Source organism: Thermanaeromonas sp. DSM 22490, from assembly GCF_056378755.1.
This window is the reverse complement of sequence record NZ_JBJHHE010000036.1, coordinates 1-19,615: the sequence shown is the minus strand read 5'-3', so window position 1 is coordinate 19,615 and position 19,615 is coordinate 1. Positions and strand designations below refer to the sequence as shown.

General features: G+C 50.0%; 16 protein-coding genes. 15 read left to right on the top strand and 1 reads right to left on the bottom strand.

Annotated elements, in window-relative coordinates; translation table 11 throughout:
* The first annotated feature begins 204 nt into the window (after positions 1 to 204).
* From AC1BI1_RS14365 to AC1BI1_RS14295, 15 genes are all read left to right on the top strand, one after another.
* Positions 205 to 1,704: a sodium/proline symporter gene (locus AC1BI1_RS14365; RefSeq protein ID WP_476717993.1), complete on the top strand. Its 1,500-nt coding sequence runs from the start codon at positions 205 to 207 to the stop codon at positions 1,702 to 1,704.
* A gap of 99 nt (positions 1,705 to 1,803) precedes the next feature.
* Entirely contained in the window at positions 1,804 to 3,102 is a 1,299-nt protein-coding gene (locus tag AC1BI1_RS14360; RefSeq protein WP_476717992.1) for an acetyl-CoA hydrolase/transferase family protein, read from the top strand.
* 98 nt (positions 3,103 to 3,200) lie between these two features.
* Positions 3,201 to 4,220 (top strand): 3-oxoacyl-ACP synthase, encoded by a 1,020-nt coding sequence (locus AC1BI1_RS14355; RefSeq protein ID WP_476717991.1) that lies wholly within the window; start codon positions 3,201 to 3,203, stop codon positions 4,218 to 4,220.
* Positions 4,221 to 4,508: 288 nt separating this feature from the next.
* Positions 4,509 to 5,099, top strand: coding sequence for a flavodoxin family protein (locus AC1BI1_RS14350; RefSeq protein ID WP_476717990.1), 591 nt, complete (start codon positions 4,509 to 4,511; stop codon positions 5,097 to 5,099).
* Positions 5,100 to 5,204: 105 nt separating this feature from the next.
* The gene (locus AC1BI1_RS14345) at positions 5,205 to 5,615 is read left to right on the top strand and encodes a MaoC family dehydratase (RefSeq protein WP_476717989.1); all 411 of its coding nucleotides are present in this window, start codon (positions 5,205 to 5,207) and stop codon (positions 5,613 to 5,615) included.
* A gap of 514 nt (positions 5,616 to 6,129) precedes the next feature.
* Positions 6,130 to 7,365, top strand: a complete 1,236-nt coding sequence (locus AC1BI1_RS14340) for a substrate-binding domain-containing protein (protein ID WP_476717988.1) — start codon at positions 6,130 to 6,132, stop codon at positions 7,363 to 7,365.
* Positions 7,366 to 7,506: 141 nt separating this feature from the next.
* Positions 7,507 to 10,722, top strand: coding sequence for a BTAD domain-containing putative transcriptional regulator (locus tag AC1BI1_RS14335; RefSeq protein ID WP_476717987.1), 3,216 nt, complete (start codon positions 7,507 to 7,509; stop codon positions 10,720 to 10,722).
* An 82-nt stretch (positions 10,723 to 10,804) separates the two neighbouring features.
* Positions 10,805 to 11,023 (top strand): hypothetical protein, encoded by a 219-nt coding sequence (locus AC1BI1_RS14330; protein WP_476717986.1) that lies wholly within the window; start codon positions 10,805 to 10,807, stop codon positions 11,021 to 11,023.
* 31 nt (positions 11,024 to 11,054) lie between these two features.
* Positions 11,055 to 12,074 carry a 3-oxoacyl-ACP synthase gene (locus AC1BI1_RS14325; protein ID WP_476717985.1) on the top strand — a complete coding sequence of 340 codons (1,020 nt, stop codon included), beginning with the start codon at positions 11,055 to 11,057 and terminating at the stop codon, positions 12,072 to 12,074.
* Positions 12,075 to 12,116: 42 nt separating this feature from the next.
* The gene (locus tag AC1BI1_RS14320) at positions 12,117 to 13,412 is read left to right on the top strand and encodes an acetyl-CoA hydrolase/transferase family protein (protein ID WP_476717994.1); all 1,296 of its coding nucleotides are present in this window, start codon (positions 12,117 to 12,119) and stop codon (positions 13,410 to 13,412) included.
* Positions 13,413 to 13,430: 18 nt separating this feature from the next.
* Entirely contained in the window at positions 13,431 to 14,186 is a 756-nt protein-coding gene (locus AC1BI1_RS14315) for an ABC transporter ATP-binding protein (RefSeq protein ID WP_476717984.1), read from the top strand.
* On the top strand, positions 14,183 to 14,890 hold the full coding sequence (locus AC1BI1_RS14310; protein WP_476717983.1) for an ABC transporter ATP-binding protein: 708 nt from the start codon (positions 14,183 to 14,185) through the stop codon (positions 14,888 to 14,890). The genes AC1BI1_RS14315 and AC1BI1_RS14310 overlap by 4 nt, the downstream gene beginning before the upstream one ends.
* 64 nt (positions 14,891 to 14,954) lie before the next feature.
* Complete coding sequence (locus AC1BI1_RS14305) at positions 14,955 to 15,818, top strand: branched-chain amino acid ABC transporter permease (RefSeq protein ID WP_476717982.1); 864 nt, start codon at positions 14,955 to 14,957, stop codon at positions 15,816 to 15,818.
* The gene (locus AC1BI1_RS14300) at positions 15,818 to 16,840 is read left to right on the top strand and encodes a branched-chain amino acid ABC transporter permease (protein WP_476717981.1); all 1,023 of its coding nucleotides are present in this window, start codon (positions 15,818 to 15,820) and stop codon (positions 16,838 to 16,840) included. The genes AC1BI1_RS14305 and AC1BI1_RS14300 overlap by 1 nt, the downstream gene beginning before the upstream one ends.
* A 94-nt stretch (positions 16,841 to 16,934) precedes the next feature.
* Positions 16,935 to 17,753, top strand: coding sequence for a methyl-accepting chemotaxis protein (locus AC1BI1_RS14295; RefSeq protein WP_476717980.1), 819 nt, complete (start codon positions 16,935 to 16,937; stop codon positions 17,751 to 17,753).
* Between the two features lie 138 nt (positions 17,754 to 17,891).
* On the opposite strand, the gene AC1BI1_RS14290 is transcribed toward AC1BI1_RS14295, so the two are convergent.
* Positions 17,892 to 19,136, bottom strand: a complete 1,245-nt coding sequence (locus AC1BI1_RS14290) for an IS110 family RNA-guided transposase (protein ID WP_476717979.1) — start codon at positions 19,134 to 19,136, stop codon at positions 17,892 to 17,894.
* Positions 19,137 to 19,615: the final 479 nt, after the last annotated feature.

The window sequence follows — 19,615 nt, the reverse complement described above, 5'->3', positions numbered from 1 at the left end:
GGAGGAACAAAATTTACATATGGTGACACTCAGTACTTCTTGCCAGGGAAAGGGAAGTGTGGGGTCATAGAAGAAATCTACAGGAGGTGGGGCTATGTTCGGATTGCCCAAAGTAACCTTTATTTATCTTTTTTTCCTCTGGCCCCTGTTTTTGTTCATGTCTTTTCTATGGGGCATCCTCTATAAGGAGGGGGGTGATGATCAGTGGCTAACCCTGTAGTTGTAGGCATTGTAGCAATATATCTACTATTAGTTGTGCTCATCGGCCTCTGGGCTTCCAGGGGACAAAAAGGTGCCGTAGATTTCTACGTAGCAGGAAGGAACATGGGACCTTGGCTGGTGGCTTTTTCTACTTGCGCAACCACGGCCAGCGGGTTTTTTTACGTAGGATTGCCCGGACTAGCCTATAATCTGGGTTATCAAGTTTTGATTAGTCTACCTATAAATGCTATTCTGGCTTATGTAATTGCTTATGGTTTGCTATCTAAGCCCATGCGCTACGCAAGTGAAAAATATAATGCGCTAACGGTGCCCGATCTCTTCCGGGTAGCCTACGGGAACACTACTGTAGGCTGGCTGGCCACACTGATTATTTTAATCGGTACTTTTACCTACCTGGTATCCCAATGGGTGGCTACGGGCGTCATGTTCCAATCCCTTCTGGGGAGCAGCTATGGTCTAGGTCTTTTGATCGGCGTGCTAATAGTTGGGTTTTATTGCTCCCTAGGTGGGCAGACAGCCAATATTTACAACGATAGTTTCCAGATGATCGTCATGATGCTGGGAGCTATCCTGGCAGTCATTATCGGTTTTTCCAAGATCGGCAGCTTTACAGAAATGAACCTGACCCTGGCCCAAGTAAAGCCCGAAATGTTGTTGCCTTTTTCCGCCACTTTCGGCTTCAGCCTATGGATGTTTCTATCCTGGTGGCTGATATATGCTGTGGGCTATGTGGGACAGCCGCAGGTGGTTACCCGGTTTATGACTGTAAAGCGCCTTAACATGCTGCGGTGGGCTCCTGCTATCTCTGCCAGCGCTTACTTTATCATTACCTTCATCCTTTTTACCGGTATGCTTTACCGCGCAGCCGTGGTCAAGGGAATGGCTCCCGCCTTGAAAAACCCGGACCTGGCTATGCCGCAGTTCTTGCTTCAGTTCGCTCCTCCCTGGGTAAGCGGTATTGTGATTGCCGCAGGATTGGCTGCCATTATGTCAACAGTTTCCACTTTCCTGGTTACGGCCGCCTCCGCCTTGATCCGTGACTTGATTGAAAAGGGCTTGAACGTGACCATGGACGAAAAGAGAAGTCTGCTGGTTGCCCGTATTGGTACAGTAATAATTTCCGTTATAAGTATCCTTCTCTCCATCAAACCGCCAGACCTTATTGCCTGGTTGGGCAATATCGCCTTTGGCTTCTTTGCCGCAAGCTTAGGGCCTGCCCTGGTGGCTGCTTTCCGTTGGCGGCGGGCCAATTGGCAGGGTGCTTTAGCCAGTATGATAATCGGTGGGGGGTTGCAGATCATCTTATCCTGGCTGAAAACGGCTAAGATTTATGTGACGAAACTAGATCCGGGAGCTATTTCCTTCTTAGTCTCCATCGCCGTCTTGATAGTGGTTTCTCTAGCCACACCGCAACAGGAACGAGCTATCTTACCTAAAAAGCAGGGCTATATTCCTACATCATCTGTAACTCCTGAGGCTTAACCTTTTATGCTGCTGTTCGGTTTTAGGGCAGGCAGGACCTGTACCTGCCTGCCTTAAGGGAATAAAAAGTAAAAAGCGGTTCAAGGGAGGTACAAAAACATGAACGTCCAGGAGGAATATCGCCGGAAGTTAATCAGCATTGATGAAGCAGTCGAGATGGTAAAATCGGGACAAACGATAGGAGCAGCTATGACTGCTTCCACGCCTGTTGGCCTCCTGAGCGCCTTAGGGAAAAGGCGAGATGAACTTGAGAATGTGAGGATTATAACGGCATTAACTCTGGGGGCTGGGTTTGATTACTTCTTAGATCCTAGTATGAAAGGCCACTTCCTATTGGAAAGCCTCTTTTATGGTGGATATGAGCGCAAGGGGCATGCTTTGGGTACGGTGTCTTTTATTCCCTCTAACGGACGAGACTGGGGTGGACTTATCTTAGCCAACAATTCCCTGGACATCTTTTGGGGCACGGCAAGCCCTATGGACAGACATGGATATTTTTCTCTCTCCCTTTCCCTCTCTTATGAAAAGGACTGGCTAGAGGCAGCAAAACTGGTAGTTTTGGAAGTAAACCCCAATCTACCCCGTACCTATGGCGATACTCAGGTGCACATAAGCCAGGTGGATTATGTAGTGGAGAACGAACGACCTCTCATTGAAATACCGGCAGCGGAACCAGATGCAACGGACGAGACTATTGGAGCTTACGTGGCCGAGCTGATTGAAGACGGGTCGACTATTCAGTTAGGGATAGGTGGTATACCCAATGCCATAGCTCGCAACCTGATGAACAAGAAAGATCTAGGCGTGCATACTGAAATGTTTACGGACGGCATGATAGACTTGTGGGAAGCGGGAGTGATTACCGGGCGTAAGAAGACACTGTGGTCGGGCAAAATGGTGGGCGCTTTTGCCCTGGGGACTAGGAAATTATATGATTTTGTTCGGGAAAATCTAGCGGTAGAATTCCAACGGGGCAGGATCACTAACGATCCCTGTGTGATTGCCCAAAATTATAAGATGGTAAGCGTAAATACGGCTTTACAGATAGACCTTACGGGCCAAGTTGTTTCTGAGTCTATAGGTCCGGTCCAGTATAGCGGCACAGGTGGGCAATTTGAAACGGCTATGGGCGCCCAGAAGTCACCGGGTGGTAAATCCATTATTGCGCTTCGTTCGACGGTTAAGAACGGTACAATTTCCACCATAGTTCCCTCTCTGCCGGCGGGAGCCAGGGTAACCCTTACTCGTGCGGAAGTGGATTATGTAGTGACAGAATATGGAGTGGCCCATCTGAAAGGTAGGAGCATCAGGGACCGGGTCAAACTTCTTATCAGTATTGCTCACCCTGACTTTCGTGAAGAACTGCGGAAAGAGGCGCAGATGCTCGAACTGTGGTAAATGGTAAAAAAGCTTGAGTACGAGGATACCCCTGTCACAGTCCGAATTGTGACAAGGCGAGATACAAAAACAAAATAAGCAATTGAGGTGATGTATAAATGTGCAGAGCGGAGATTCCTGTAGGCCTGGTTGACTTCGAAGTTTATCTTCCCGAAACTTTCATAGATGCCAATGAACTGGCGAAGCTTACGGGAATTCCGGAAAATGTAATACGAGAAAAATTGGGAGTGAATCGGAAGCCGGTGGGAGGACCTGATGACCATTGCGTAACCATGGCCATCAAGGCAGCCAAGAAGCTGCTTGATAAAACCGGCATCAGTCCGGAGGAAATAGATCTTATAATCTATCCCGGCGAAGAGTACAAAGAATACATCTGCTGGACAGGATCTATTAAAATCCAGAAGGAATTATGTGCTTATAATTGTTGGGCTTTTGATATCTCTTACCGCTGCGCAGCCACACCTCTGGCCCTGAAGCTCGCTAAAGATCTGATTTTAACCAACGACGATATTAATACCGTATTGATTGCCGGGGGAAATACTAATGCTTACTTGGTTAACTATGAGGACCCGAATCAAACTTTTATGTTTGATATGGCTCCGTCCGGACATGCAGCTATCATAAAACGAGGATATGAAAAAAACTTGATCTTAGGTACAGGTATTCACACTGAGCCTATTTTTGCTGACGATGTGGTACCTCTTCTGGGTGGAACGAAGTATCCTATAACCCATGAAAATCTCGACAAATACGGCTGGAAACTCGTACTACCTGATCCGGAGCGGATGAAGAGGGATCTGGCCGAGCGCTCTTTCCCTGCCTTTATTAAACCGGTAGATATCGCCCTGCAGAAGAGCGGCCTGACGCGGGCGGATATTGACTACCTGGCCATTATCCATATTAAACGGAGCGCCCACGAAGCGATACTACAAGAGCTCGGTTTAAGGCCGGAACAGTCCGTCTACCTGGAGGATTACGGACATACAGGACATACCGACCAGTACCTTTCTTTACAGCTGGCCCTGGAGCAGGGAAAAGTTAAAGCGGGCGACCACGTAGTTTTCTTGGGTGCTGGTACAGGTTACGCCTTTACAGCTACGGTGATCAGGTGGGGGTAAAGAGAAGGGGAACGGGGGCGAATGGGAGGCAGTAGGGAAAATCAGGGTTAAAGTGGCCCAGGCTGCTGCTACACCGGCCTGGGCCTGGACCCACTTACTTTGGGGAGACAATTACTCCTAAGAAATGGGGGATATGGCTAGTGCCGCCAGATAGTAGAGAGATCTTGGAAGCCTTGGTAAAAGTGGCCCCCAGCTACACAAACTAAGCGAATTAGCGCAAGACCTTGCAGGGTTTGCCGAGGAGTTGTATAGCTAACAACATCCAGATGCCAAAAGAGGTGATCCATATTGTTAAAGGTATTAGGTCTTTCCGGCAGCTTGAGGGAGAACAGCAATACAGAATATCTGGTACGTTATGCTCTTTCCCTTTTTCCTGACACAGAGTTTAAGACAGAATTGGTTTCTTTGAGAGAGCTCGTTATAAAACCGTGCCGGGGGTGTTACGGATGTTTGACAGCTAGAAAGTGCGTCCAGGGGGATGATGACTTTGACTTTGTGTATCAAAAGATGGTAGAGGCTGATGGACTAATCGTTGGTACACCGGTTTATTTTAGTTCGGTTCACCCCCAACTGATGGCCCTATTAGATCGGGCTGGCTTCGTACGCCTGTGGACCGGCGAGCAATTTTCGGGCAAAGTGGGGGGGCCCATTACGGTGGCCCGGAGAACCGGGCACAATACGGCTTTTGCCCAACTGTTGTTGTGGTTCTTCATCAACGATATCATAGTTCCCGGTTCCAGCTACTGGACTATGGCGGTGGCCGGTAGCCGCGGGGCGCGGGATGCTGCGAAAGACGAGGAGGGCTTGCGGCATATTGCCAAGTTTGTAAAGAATATGAGCAAGGTAATGAAAGCCTTGCAGGCAGTGCGGGACGCGTAAAGGAGTAGCCGGACTATTGCAGCATTTTCCCTACCACAAATTGCAGCACCGCGAGGGATGAAGATGGGATATTGGGAAGAGGAAGGGGAGAAATGGAGGAGGGTTATGGATAGGTATGCAATGATTAAGGTCGGCGATAGAGCTGGCTTACGACGCAGAATCACTTTCGAGGATATAAAAAAATATGCGGACCTTATCGGTGATCATAACCCACTGCATTTGGACGAAGAATACGCACGCCACACAATTTTTGGACGGCCCATTGCCCACGGCTTACTGACAGCGGGGTTAATATCTAATCTGCTCGGCAATGAGTTGCCTGGGCCGGGAACGGTTTACCTAAGCCAGACCTTTAAATTTAAGGCCCCCGTTTATCCTGGAGATATGATAGAAGCTTGTGTGATGGTGATATCCAAGGAAGAAGAAAGACGGCGGCTAAGGCTGAAAACAGAGTGCCGCAACGAAGAGGGTAAAACGGTGTTAGAGGGAGAGGCGGAGGTGATGTTTATGGAGTAGAGTTGGAAGTGATGAAGAATCTGCTTAAGCGAAACAAACAAAAAGCAAAAATTAAGGATTAAAAAGCCGTTTAGAGAAAACGCAGTCGACACCGGGCACAATAGAATAGTGAAATTTTGATCTCCTCGGAAACTATGTAATGAGCTGGGCTCGGAAGGATTGGGGAACGGCCAGTTCAGGCAACCTTGCTTTATTGCCAGCGATTCTAACGATAATATTTATTTATGTGGTTGACAGGCTTACCAACAGGGTGCAGAGGGAGCTGGTAGCAGGCTCCCTCTTATTGTGCGTACGTCCAGAATAGGTGTTCAACCGCCGGAGAGGGGACCAGCATGTCCAGTGGTGTTATGGGATAAGGGAGATTTGGTAACTGCCCTGCAACTTCAAAATTTTAAAATAACATTACAGGAAGGCGCCCCGATGTAACCACAGCCTGTGTGTAGGGGGTGACAGGGCGTAGAAAATTAATTAGATCCGGATAATTCATGAATATTTTGGCTTATTTCAAGGAGGGATGGTTAATTTGAAACGGAGAAGCGCTGTTATTGTGGTAGTTTGTCTATGGCTATCTCTATTAATTACAGCCTGCAGCAGTAAAGATAACAAAGGCAACACGGGGGCGGGGGAGAAAAAAACCCCCATCAAAATCGGCATTCTGGCCTCTCTTAGCGGTGCCTTAGAAAGTTATGGCAAGGACACGGTTACGGGGTTTGAACTGGGGCTGGAGTACGCTACTAAGGGAACAAAGGAAGTGGCCGGGCGGCGCATAGAAATAATAGCGGAGGATACGACCACTAAGCCGGACGTAGCCAAACAAAAAGCCCTTAAGCTCCTGGAGCAGGATAAAGTGGACATACTGGTAGGGTCCAGTAGCTCGGCTGATGCCCTGGCCGTGGTACCCTTGGCCCAGGAGTATAAGCGCATAATGGTGGTAGAGCCAGCAGTGGCAGATAGCATCACCGGCGCCCAGTGGAACAAATATATTTTCCGGACCGCCAGAAATTCCTCCCAGGATGCACTGGCCGTGGCTGCAGCTATAGCCTCTTCTAAGACCAATGCTACTGTGGCCATCTTGGCTCAGGATTATTCCTTCGGACGGGAGGGGGCCGCTGCCTTTGTTAAGGCGGCCGAACCCAAGGGGCTTAAAGTTATTTTGCAAGAATTTGCTCCCATGAACGCCACAGACTTTACAGCGCATATTCAGCGGATCATCAATGCTAAACCAGATTATCTTTTTGTAATCTGGGCCGGAAGCGCCAATACTCCTTGGAAGCAGATTCAAGATATGAAGGTTCCTGAAAGAGGTATTAAAATCATTACCGGGACCCCGGAAATTGCTGCTATGAAGGCGATGTGGGGTATGGTGGGACAGGAAGGCTATTCCGTATATTATCATGGTTTGCCCAAGAATCCGGTTAACGATTGGCTGGTAGAAGAACACAAGAAGCGATACAACAGGCCGCCAGATCTCTTCACTCCGGGAGGCTTTACAGCCGCAATGGCCATCGTACGGGCCCTGGAGAAAACGGGCGGGGATACTAATGCTGAAAAGCTGATTGAAGTTATGGAGGGAATGAGTTTCGAAACTCCCAAAGGTACCATGACCTTCCGAAAAGAAGATCATCAGGCCCTGCAAACCCTTTACCATATTAGATTTGAGAAAAAGGAGGGCTTTGATTACCCTGTGCCGGTTTTAATCCGGGAAATAAAACCGGAGGAAACTGCTCCTCCCATCATGAACAAGCGCTAAGCTCTAGCAAAATTCGAGCCCCTGAGGCCCCTAACCTACGAAAGTGGCCCGGGGGCCTTTTCGTAACTCCCGTGTAACGCTTTTTATGTTAAAATTAGATTAAAACAGGTTATTCTGGACCCTAGCAAGGGGGTCGAACCTTTGTTCAGGCCACTGACCTTAATAGAGAGCAAGCTGGCTCTCCCCAAACCCGAGGCAGGCACCTGGCTCAGGCCCGCACTAAAGGTCAAGCTGGATAAATTAATGGATTATCCGGTGACCATTGTCTGCGCGGGTGCTGGCTACGGCAAGACAACTGCTGTGGCCCAGGCGGTTACTAGAAAACAATTACCTTGCGTCTGGTACAGCCCGGGGCCGGAAGATGCCAGTCTTTTTACTTTTACCAGCTACCTAGCCCGGGCCCTGGACGGTCTCTTGCCGGGCATCGGAGAGAAAATTGCTGGTCAGCTTGCTAACCTGGGAGGCATCAGCTGGGAGAGAGTCTTGGGGGCCTTTTTATCTTCCTTAGACAGGCAGGAAAGGAAACCGGCGATTTTGGTAGTGGACGACTGGCACCTGTTAGCGAAAGAGAAAGATATCGTAACATTTTTCGACCGTTTCTTGGCCAGCAAGCCCGGCTGGTTAAGGGCGGTCATACTTTCTCGAGAACGAGTGAATTTACCTGAAGTATGTCGCCTGGGGACTAGAGGAGAGAGGTTGGTAATTGAAGAAAAAGACCTGGTTTTGGATGCCAGTGAGGTGTGCGAATATTTAGCCAGAACTTATCCTGGCCGTTTTAGCCGGGATGAAGGGCAGGCTATTCATCAATACAGCGAAGGATGGATCATGGCCGTCAAACTAATCGGAAGGGTCTTGAATGCCATTCCCCAAGCCCTGACCCGGCAAGCTGTATTATACGATAATCTGGAGGATCTGTTTGAGTTTCTGGCCATTGATGTCCTTAAGCAACAGTCACCTGCTTTAGAAATGTTTTTGCTCCGGTCATCCATATTAAACGATCTTACTATTCCGGCCTGTAGAGCTATATTAGGAGACGATTTTACACCGGCTCTTATTTACCAGGCTTTAGAAAAAGGGCTTTTTCTCACCGATTTAGGCGAGGGCCATTTCCGTTACCACAATCTTTTTAGAGACTTTTTAAGGCGCGAAGCTCGAAAAAGATTGCCAGATTGGGAAGCTTTGCACTGCCGGGCAGGCTATTTCTACCTTAAAGAGGGACAATATGAAGAAGCCCTTCATTACCTGCTCGCAGGCAGGCAATGGGCTGATGCCGCTGGGTTATTGTCTCGTTTCAGCCGCGAGCTAGTTTTTAGCGGCCGGGGTAAACACCTGCGGCATTATATTGCCCAGTTGCCCCCTGAATACCAAGAAAGGGCAGACTTTTTAGTAGCTTTGGGTGATGCTGAGAGATTGGCCTCTAACTATCAAGCGGCTTTGGAGTTTTACCGGCAGGCAGCGGAAAAATACTCGTCGGCAGGCGACAAGGCCGGGCAGAGCAGGGCCTGGAAAGGACTGGCAGAGGTCTACATAGACACCATTCAACCCTCTCTGGCGGAAGAGTATTTGCGCCAGGCCTATAAAATGTTAGGCGAGGAACACAACGAAGAAAAGGCCGAGATTTTGAATCTTATGGCGGAGAACATGGTAAACCAGGGCAAGCCGCGCCATGCCAGTCGCTATAAAAAGCTAGCCAATGAGATGCTCCATCTGGCCAGTAGAGGAAATTTCGAGGCCAGATTGCTTTTGCGCACAGGAAGATTACAGGCAGCAATCCAGCTACTGGAAAATAAGGCTCATTTAGAAAAGGGTAAGTATCATCCCCCTCTTTCCTTTAGAGAAACCCCCTTAGTACTCTCGTTATGTTATTCCCTGATAGGGGAAAGTGAAAAGGCTGAAGTGGCTGCGAAAGAAGGGATAGAAGCGGGCCGCAGGTTAAACTCTCCCTTCGCCGAAGCCATTGGTTATGTGCGGCTAGGACACGCGCTTTTGGTTCAAGGGCGTTCTTCAGCTAGTTGTTGGGAGTGCTACAGGCGCGCTTTAGAATTAAACGATAGGCTGGGTGTTATCCGGGGCCGTACAGAAGTATTAATGGGCCAGTGCCTTACCTACAGTTTGGAAGGGGATTGGCTGTCAGCTCGACGGTGCGGGTTGGAAGGGATACGGGTGGCAGAGCAGGTGCGGGATAGATGGTTTGCGGCTGTGCTCTACCACTGCCTGGGTATGGCCGGTGCGACCTGCGGGGAATTGGAAGAGGCCAAAGGATACTTAAGGATGGCCAAAAAACTTTTTACCCTGTGTGGGGACAGCTTTGGCAAGACGGCCTCCACCTGGTGGCTTGCTTATATTGCCTTAAAAGAGGGCCAGGAGGAAGAGTTTCGCGAAGAAGTTGCCGAGGTCTTAGAGTTATGTGAAACACGGGGGTACGATTTCTTGTTGCAGAGAGGGACTCTTTTAGGAGCTCGGGATGGGAGAGCTTCTGTGCCGTTACTTCACGCGGCTAAGGAGCAGGGAATACGCCTGTCCTATGTAAACTGGCAGCTGGATAGGCTGGGCGCTAAGGACAGTCTTCCGGTTATAGGCTATACCCTGCGCATCCAAACTCTGGGGCAGTTTCGTGTATGGCGCGGAGCAGAAGAAATCGCTCCCCAGGAGTGGCGCCGGGAAAGCGCCAAAAGGCTCTTCCAATTGTTGCTAACCAAGAGGCGTGTCCTGCTGCATAAAGAGGAGATCATGTGTTATTTGTGGCCGGATGCCGACCCGGAAGCGGCCTCCCGTGATTTCAAAGTAGCTCTAAATAGCCTGCTCAATGTGCTGGAGCCTGGACGGGAGCCCAGGAGCCCGTCGTTTTTTATCCAAAGACAGGGACCCGCCTATTATTTTAACCTGGCTTCTGGCTTCTGGATTGACGCGGAAGAGTTTGAAACCTCGGTGACCAGGGCGGAAGACATAGCGGAAGAGCGACCAGAGGAGGCGGAGGTATTGCTAAGGCGTGCTCTGGAGTTATATCAGGGCGACTATTTGCAGGGCATAAATCAAGAAGAGTGGTGCCTGGAGGAACGGGAGCGATTGGCGGTGGTTTATATACGGGCGGCAGAGCTCTTGGCCAAATTGCTAATGCGCGGGGGAGACTACAAAGAGTGCATTGAATGGGCTGACAGGATCTTGGAGAAAGATAAATGCTGGGAAGAGGCCTATCGTCTTAAAATGTACTGTTATGGCAAACTGGGCCATGGGTCCATGGTGGTAAAGGTGTATGAGAGATGCCAGGAGGTTTTAAGAAAAGAATTAGGCGTATCGCCCTCCCTGAAAACAATTAAGTTATATAAAAAGTTGACTCAGAATTTTATAGCCGTTTGAAATGTAACTGAGAAGCAACTGGGGCCTGCTATCATGGTAAAAAAGGATAGCAGGTTTTCTTTTGGGGAAAGGGGCAAAGCGGTTGCAGGAAAAAGTAATGGCTTCTTTTGTGGTACGGATTATGTATGAAGCGGGGAACGAGCAAATACCGTGGAGGATCATTATACATCATGTGCAAAGCGGGAGCGTATACCATCTGACGGGTCTTGACAACATACCCACCCTTTTTCAAGAAATCGTGGAAAAGGAAAAAGGCCTGGACAACGGTAAAGTTATCCCTCTAGATACGAGGAAAATATAAAATTTCCTTTTTGGGAAGGGAGTGAGGCTAAATGAAAAACACAGTAGGTATCCGCAGTACGGGGGTATATATACCCTCCACCTTTATGACCAGCGCCGACATTGCCAGGGAGACCCGGATACCCCAGGAGGTAATAGAGGAAAAATTGGGCTTCAAGCGCAAGCCCGTACCAGGTCCAGACGATCATACCATCCAAATGGGCATCAAAGCCGCTCGCCTAGCCCTGGAAAAAGGGGATATAAAGCCAGAGGAAATTGACCTGGTGATCTACATCGGCGAGGAATATAAGGAGCATTTATTACAGACGGGTGCCATTAAACTACAGGAAGGCATTGGGGCGACGCGCGCCTGGGGCTTTGATGTACAGCTCCGGTGCGGCACCACGGTCATGGCTCTCAAGGTAGCCAAGGACCTTATGCTGGCCAACGAAAACCTAAATACCGTATTGCTGGCTGGCGGTTATCGCAACGGAGATTTGATAAGTTACAAGAATCCCCGCGTGCGCTTTATGTACAATCTGGGAGCGGGTGGCGCTGCAGTCGTCCTACAAAAAAATCTGGGCCGCAACGTAGTGATGGGAAGCCGCATCCTAACCGATCCCTCCCTGGCTGATGCTGTGGGGGTAACGGCTGGCGGCACGAAGGTCCCTTTGACACCGGAAGCGGTTGCGCAGGGACTTTACACCCTAGATGTTTTTGACCCTGAAGGCATGAAGAATCGTTTAGAAGAAGTTTCCATGCCCAACTTCTTAAAAGTTATAAAGGAAGCCTTGGACGAGAGCGGCTATACCACTGCAGATATCGGATACCTTTGCCTGTTACACATGAAGCGCTCTGCTCACGAATATATACTTTCCCAATTGAATTTGAAACCTGAACAGTCTATATACCTGGAAGATTATGGACATATAGGGCAAATGGATCAGATATTATCCCTGGAACTGGCCCTGGAAAGGGGGCTGGTTAAAGATGGGGACGTACTGGTCATGGTGAGCGCAGGTGTCGGGTACGCTTGGGCAGCTACAGTGGTCAGGTGGGGTCCCGAGGAATAGACATCAAACAACTGTGGCGAGGAGGAGAAAGGGACTATGGCTGTGAATTATAAAGAAGAATACCGCCGCAAACTCATCAGCCTGGAGCAAGCTGTCGGTATGGTAACCTCTAATTGCAGCATTGCCGCGGCTATGGCTGCCTCGGCTCCGCCTGGCCTCTTGGGGGCCGTGGGGAAACGCCGCGATAAAGTAGAAAACGTCCGGGTTTTCAGCGCCTTGCTTCTTAGAGAATTTGATTTCTTCCTGGACCCCAGCATGAAAGGGCATTTCGTCCTGGAAAGCTGGTTTTATGGGGCTAACGAGCGAAAAGGGCATGAGCTGGGGACCGTTTCCCTGATTCCTTCCCACGGCCGGGACTGGGGGCTGCGCAAGGCTCGTTTTGACCCGCCGGATTTCTTCTGGGGGACCGCCTGCCCCATGGATCGGCACGGTTACTTTTCCTTGTCTTTGGGAGTCGGATACGAAAAAGACCTCCTGGCCGTGGCCAAAACAGTGATCCTGGAGATAAACCCCAACCTGCCCCGTACCTACGGTGACACTCAAGTACACATCAGCCAGGTGGATTACGTAGTGGAATACGAAGCGCCTTTGGTGGAGATACAGCCTATCGAACCGAGCGAAGAAGAACGGGCCATAGGGAGCTATATAGCGGATCTAATTGAGGATGGATCTACTATCCAGTTAGGCATAGGCGGTATACCCAATGCCATTGCCGGCTTCCTGATGAATAAAAAAGATCTGGGAGTTCATACCGAGATGTTTACTGATGGCATGGTAGACCTGGCCCAGGCTGGCGTTATCACCGGCCGGTGTAAAACCCTCTGGCCTGGCAAGATGGTAGGAAATTTTGCTCTGGGCACGCGCAAACTATATGACTTTATTAACGAAAACCTGGCCGTAGAATTCCAACCCGGAAGGATTACCAACGATCCCTGTATTATTGCCAGAAATTATAAAATGGTTAGCGTCAATACGGCCTTACAAGTTGATCTCACTGGGCAGGTGGTCTCTGAAAGCCTGGGACACTTCCAGTACAGCGGCACAGGAGGCCAGACGGACACTGCTATTGGAGCCCAGATGTCTCCCGGCGGCAAGTCTATTATAGCCTTAAGATCCACAGCCAAGGGCGGCACTATATCCACTATTGTGCCTTCTTTACCGGAAGGAGCCAAAGTGACCTTACTGCGGGCCGATGTGGATTATGTGGTGACGGAATACGGAGTGGCTCACCTCAAGGCGAGGAGCATCAGGGAAAGGGTTAAGCAGCTTATAAATATTGCCCACCCGGATTTCCGGGCCGAATTACGGAAAGAAGCTGAGCGTCTTAAATTATGGTAGGGAGGTGAATCTCAAGCTGTGCAGGATATTTTACGTACAGAAGATTTGACCATGGCCTTCGGGGGGCACTTCGCGGTAAACGGTGTAAGCGTAGGCATCAGACCTTACACTTTCACCTCTATTATTGGCCCTAACGGAGCGGGGAAGACTACCTTATTCAATCTTATCAGCGGCCAGCTAAAACCGACGCGCGGCAGGATATTTTACAGAGGAGAAGATATAACAGGCCTTAGCGTACATGAAAGGGCCCGGCTGGGGCTGGGTAGGTGTTTCCAGATAACTAATGTATTTCCCAAGCTTACCGCCCTGGAAAACGTCAGACTTGCAGTCCAGGCCAAATCGCGTATAGGATTTCGGCCTTTCACACCCGCCGCCCGGTTCCGGGAATTGACAGACAAAGCCATGGAGGTCTTGGGCCTGGTAGGCCTGGGCAGGAAAGCAGAGGCCCTGGCCGCCACTCTGACCCACGGGGAAAAGCGCAAGCTGGAGATCGCCATTGTGCTGGCTATGGAACCGGCGGTATTGCTCCTGGATGAACCTACTGCCGGGATCTCCCTGGAGGAAGTCCCGGCCATGATCGAGCTATTGCAGAAAATAAAGGAGAGAAGGGACCGTACAGTTCTCCTGGTGGAACACAAGATGAACATGGTACTATCCTTGTCCGACGAGATACTGGTACTTTTTAACGGCAACGTCCTGGCCAAGGGCAGCCCGGCGGATATTGTGCAGGATGAAAGGGTGCAGGCCGCCTATCTGGGAGGGGGAATGGCGTGATACTAAGAGTCGAGGACCTGGAGACCTATATAGGAGAATTCCACATTCTCCAGGGAGTATCCCTGGAGGTACCGGAAGGGAAGGTTACGGTTGTCTTGGGCCGGAACGGAGCGGGTAAGACGACTACCCTGCGTTCCATTATGGGGCTAGTGAAACCCAGAAAGGGCAAGATCGAATTCAATGGTGAGCGTATTGACGGCCTGCCCGCCCATATGGTGGCCCGAAAAGGAATAGGGTATGTTCCGGAGGATCAGGCCATTTTCAGCGGTTTAACAGTGGAAGAAAACCTCAAAATAGCTATGAGAGGGAAGCGTGCGGGGGAACTGCTGGAGAAAGTGTTATCTATTTTTCCTGATCTAAAAGCGGCGTGGTACAAGAAAGCCGGTAGTTTGAGCGGTGGGCAGAAGCAGATGTTGGCTTTAGGCCGTGCCCTGGTGGGCGCAAATAGTTTGCTGCTGATCGACGAACCGAGCAAGGGCCTGGCGCCGGTAGTAGTGGAGAAAGTGGCGGAAGCCATAAAAGAGATCAAGAAAGAGACCACCGTGGTCCTGGTAGAGCAGAATTTCAATCTGGCCCGGTACGTAGGTGATCGCTTTTACATCATTGACGACGGGCGTACAGTAACCTGGGGTGAGATGGAAGCCCTGGTTAACGATGCTGGCCTTCAGCAGAAATACCTGGGAATCAGCCTGCAGGAACATTGATAGGCTGTGCTAAATCGGCGAAAACTGCTGTGATGGGTGATATAACTTTGGTGGGGGGGTCTGAATGGAAACCTTTATTAATCTAGCTACCAACGGCATTGCCACAGGTATGGCCATCTTTTTGTTAGCCATAGGCTTATCTATTATTTTCGGGCTAATGGATATTTTGAACTTCGCCCATGGGGCTTTCTTCCTGTGGGGCGCTTACATGGGCGCCTGGATTTTTGCCCGTACCCAGAGTTTTGTCCTCGCTCTACTTGGCGCGATTGTCTGTGGGGTAATTCTGGGGGCGCTGTTAGAAAGGCTGACCATAAGCAGAGTATATGGTAGTCATATCTCTCAAATGCTGCTTACCATGGGTTTGATGCTGGTCCTGAGCGAACTGGTAAAGGTGGTCTGGGGACCTAATATTCTTACCAGCCCGGGGCCCAAGTGGCTGGAAGGCAGCTGGGACTTCGGGGGTATCATACTGGTGAAATACCGGTTGTTTACTATTGCGGTGGGCATTTTGATAGCTTTTTTAGTGTATTTTCTGCTGCAGAGGACGCGGCTGGGTATCATTATTCGAGCCGGGGTAGAAAATCGCGAGATGGTTCAGGCTCTGGGTATAGATATACAAAAAATTTTTACTCTTATATTTGCCCTGGGTGCCAGCCTTGCTGCGCTGGGTGGAGCCATGATGGGTCCACTAAATGGAGCCATTAGCCCTACCATGGGGATGGACAACCAGCTTCTGGCCTTTATTGTAGTGGTGATCGGCGGGCTGGGGAGTTTTCTCGGTTCAGTGGCGGGAGCTCTACTGGTGGGGCTTATGGGGGCCTTGGTGTCATGGTTTGTCCCGGAAGCAGCCCTGGCGGTTAACGTCCTGCTTATGGCGGTGATTTTATTGGTTAGACCCAGGGGATTACTTGGGGGAGGCCGGATCTAGTGAAAGAAAAAATAAAGTGGACGTTGGTGGCTATACTAATAGGCCTTACGGCAGCTGTACCTTTACTGACCGAGTCACGGGCTACCCTTAACCTACTGACACAAATTTTTATCATAGCTATTTTTGCCATGAGTTATGATATCCTTCTGGGGTACACAGGTATCATTAGCTTCGGTCATGCTCTCTTTTTTGGGAGCGGGGCTTATATCATTGGACTGTTGCTCAAGAATCTCGGTCCAAGCCTCTCTGTACTTTTAACGGGGTTGATGACGGCTTTTCTCTTTGGCCTGCTCATTGCCCTTTTCATAGGCACTCTCTCCCTACGGGTGCGGGATACCTACTTTGCCATGATCACCCTGGCCTTCGGCGAGTTATTTTTCATCGCCGCTTTGCGGTTGCGCAACGTGACCGGGGGAGAAGACGGGTTTAATTTCCGCGTGCCAGAAATATTGCAAGATAGAGTTGTTTATTATTATCTGGCTTTAGCCTTTCTTATCCTGGCTACCTGGGTGCTGCGCAACTTTGTTTCCTCCCCTACCGGTAAAGTATTGCAAGCCATACGTGAAAACGAGCGCCGGGCAGAGGCCATCGGGTACGATGTATTTCGTTACAAACTCTTCTCCACAGTTGTGGCGGGAGTTACCGCCAGCCTGGCCGGGGCGTTGTACGGATTGCAAATGCGTTTTGTGAGCGCTTCTGTCCTGTCGGTGGAGAAAACCCTGGATGCGCTTTTGATGACCATTGTGGGCGGCAGCGGTACCCTTTATGGGGCTATAGTGGGCTCGGCCCTGATCAATTGGGTGCACGAGTGGTTCAGTGGTCTCGCCAGGGTTTATCCTATCTTCGAGCGTTGGCTGCTTCTCTTTGGCATTGTTTATATACTGATAGTGCTTTTCTTCCCGGGTGGCCTGGCGCGAAGTTTTACCCATATTTTAGAGAGAAAAAAGAATGCTTCCAGGCCGGAAATAAAGAGTACTATTGGGGTATCGTGCGGAAAAGAAAAAAAGGAATTGAGCGTATAATGCCTGATACTTAAAGCAGCTGGAGGAATGCCCCCACGAGAACAGGTTTGGTGGGGGCTGTGTTGTACAAAAGCGGGGGGGTGGGGTCTGAAGGATGAGGGTGTTGGAAGCCTTTGTAGAGGTCGCCCCCTATTTGGCGGGCTTGTTTGCCGGGGACTGCGCCATATCCGTTTGCGATACCGAAGAGGTATTGATATATGTACCCGGGAAGAGAATAAAGCACAATGTAAAGCCGGGCGATCCCCTTTTACCTGCCTCTGCAGTTGGGCGTGCCATTAAGGACGGTGAACGCATAGTTGCCCGTGTGGGTCCAGAGGTGCTTGGGATTCCCTATGTGGCCCGCGCTATACCCGTTATAGAAGAGGGCCGCGTGGTGGGAGGCATCAGTGTATCGGAAGGGGTGGAAAGAGAAGAGTGTTTACTTAAAGTTGCCAAAAGTATCAGTGAGACGATGCAGAACGCCATGGCTACAGGAGAAGAGCTAGCTGCAGCGGCGGAAGAAATAAACAGACTGATAGAGAATATCAGCCACGTAGCTTTGCAGGTAGAAAAAGAAGCTTTACGAGCCACCGAGGTAGTTAACTTTATTGAGAAAATAGCGTACCAGACCAGGATCCTTGGGCTCAACGCTACCATTGAGGCCGCCCATATAGGGCAGCGCGGCGCAGGGTTTGATGTGGTAGCCAGGGAAGTACGCCGGCTGGCGGATCAGGTGGCCGATTATGCTAAGGTAGCAGCTCAGGTTTACAAGAGTATTGTTTTGGCCTTAGAAAAACTAAAGGAAGATATCAAAGAAATTCTAGAACGTACCGGCGACCAAACGGCGGGTACCGAATCCCTGGCTGCTTGTTTGGAAGAAGTGGTCAACACGTGTGATGGTCTGGTTCAACTGGCTTTAGAACTTCGCGGATGAGAGTGGGGTGTAAGTTGTCAAGGGGGCAAGTGAAAAATTTATAGGACAAAATTCGAAAAAGGCAATACTACACCCTTCTGGAAGGAGGTATTTTCTTCCAGTAAGTTATAGGAAAAAAGTATTAAGATGTATACTTGTTTAACCTACATTCACCCCTATCTCTGGCCTGGAGTAGGCTCGATTATCGCGCAGCAATGCGAAAATGAGCCGGACCAGCTTGCGAGCAGTTAAAACACAGGCGCGCTTATGCTGATGCTTTTTAGCCTCCTGGTACTTCTTCTCATAGAAGCGTTTAAATTCAGCGTCGTGCATCCTAACGCTATTAGCAGCTTCTATGAGGTAGTACCGGAGGTAGATATTGCCGGTTTTAGAGAGGGGAGTTTCCTCGGCATTAAAGTTGCCCGACTGATGCTGCTGCCAGGTAAGGCCGGCGAAACTAGCCACAGTGTCATCATCAGGGAAGTTATGGATGTTGCCGATTTCAGCGATGATGCCGGCGGTGAAGACCAGGCCCATACCTGGTATGGTCAAGAGGGGGTTATTAAGGCCTGCCATTTCCTGCTCAATAGCTTTTTCGATTTCTCTAATCTGCTTTTGCAGGTGTCTTATGTTTTGCAGAGTAGAAGCCAGGATGCGGTTGATAGGGTCTTTAAGCTTATCGGGCAGGCGGTAGGAATGGCGGGCGGCTTTCTGGAACTCCCTGGCCACGGTAAAGGGGTCAGCGATTTTATTACGGCTTCTCTTTACCAGGAACTGGGCCAGCTCCTCCAGAGGGGTAGCAGCGATTTCTTCTACCGAGTAATACTCTGTGACTAGTGCTGCAGCGGTAGTGCCTAAGGGGCTGGACAAGGGGCAAGCCTGGGCCAGGCGGCTGCACTTAAGGAAGAGGTAAGAGAGGAAATAGTTTTTCTCCCTAGTCAGCTGCTGGACCAGGTGGTAGCGGTAACGGGTTAACCTCTGGAGGGGGAGGTACCTTTCGTCGGGCGAGAAAGGCCTGGGGAGCTGGCCGAAGCGGACCCTATTAGCGATAACCCAGGCATCTGTCCAGTCATTTTTGGGTAGGTCCTTAAAGGAACTTTTAAAAGCCTTAATAGTTTTGGGATTAAACAAGAAGACCTGGGGGTTAAAGGGTTTAAGCTCCGGGGCACCGCTCAAGTAGAGGGCCAGATGCCAGGCATAGAAACTTGTAGCCTCCATACCGAAGAGGACGGAGTTAAGGCTATTTTTAGAGAGAGCCCGGCAGGTTTCTCGGACGAGGGCCACAGCGCCATCTGCGTCATTAGGGAAGGCCAGGCGGCCATGGCAATCGTGACCAAGAGTATCAACAAACCTAGCCTTATTTTCCCGGAGGCTAACGTCAATACCGACGAACAGGACCGACATGGGATTATCACCTCCTTTCTCTCGGTGTGGGGTTAAATGAAAAGGTTTTGGGGTCCCAGCAGCCCTGACTTCATCCAGCGGCCTTGCGCCATTAGCACCGTCCCAGCCTTAAGGGATGCACGAGCCGGCTGCTGCTACCGGCCTTAAGGACTGGGTGCGCATTGTGGGGGTTAGCGGTTTCCGTCAGGAGTGGGGACGCAGTCTCAATCGAGCACCCATGTGCAAGGAGGAATAGCGTCGCCCCAAAACCATCCTCAAAGATGGTTTCTACTGGGAGCCCCAAAAACCTTCTTTTACTATTAACTTTTCAAAGATCAGAGGCTTAAGGACCTCGGCAATTACTATCATACAAGGATGGGTGGGCGGTGGTAAAAGGGGTAGAACGGTTGAAAACTTTTCTTGTTCTAGGAGACTGTTGACCAAAACGGTTCAAGGATAACGAAATTTTAGGACACTCAAGGTAAATACCACTAATTACC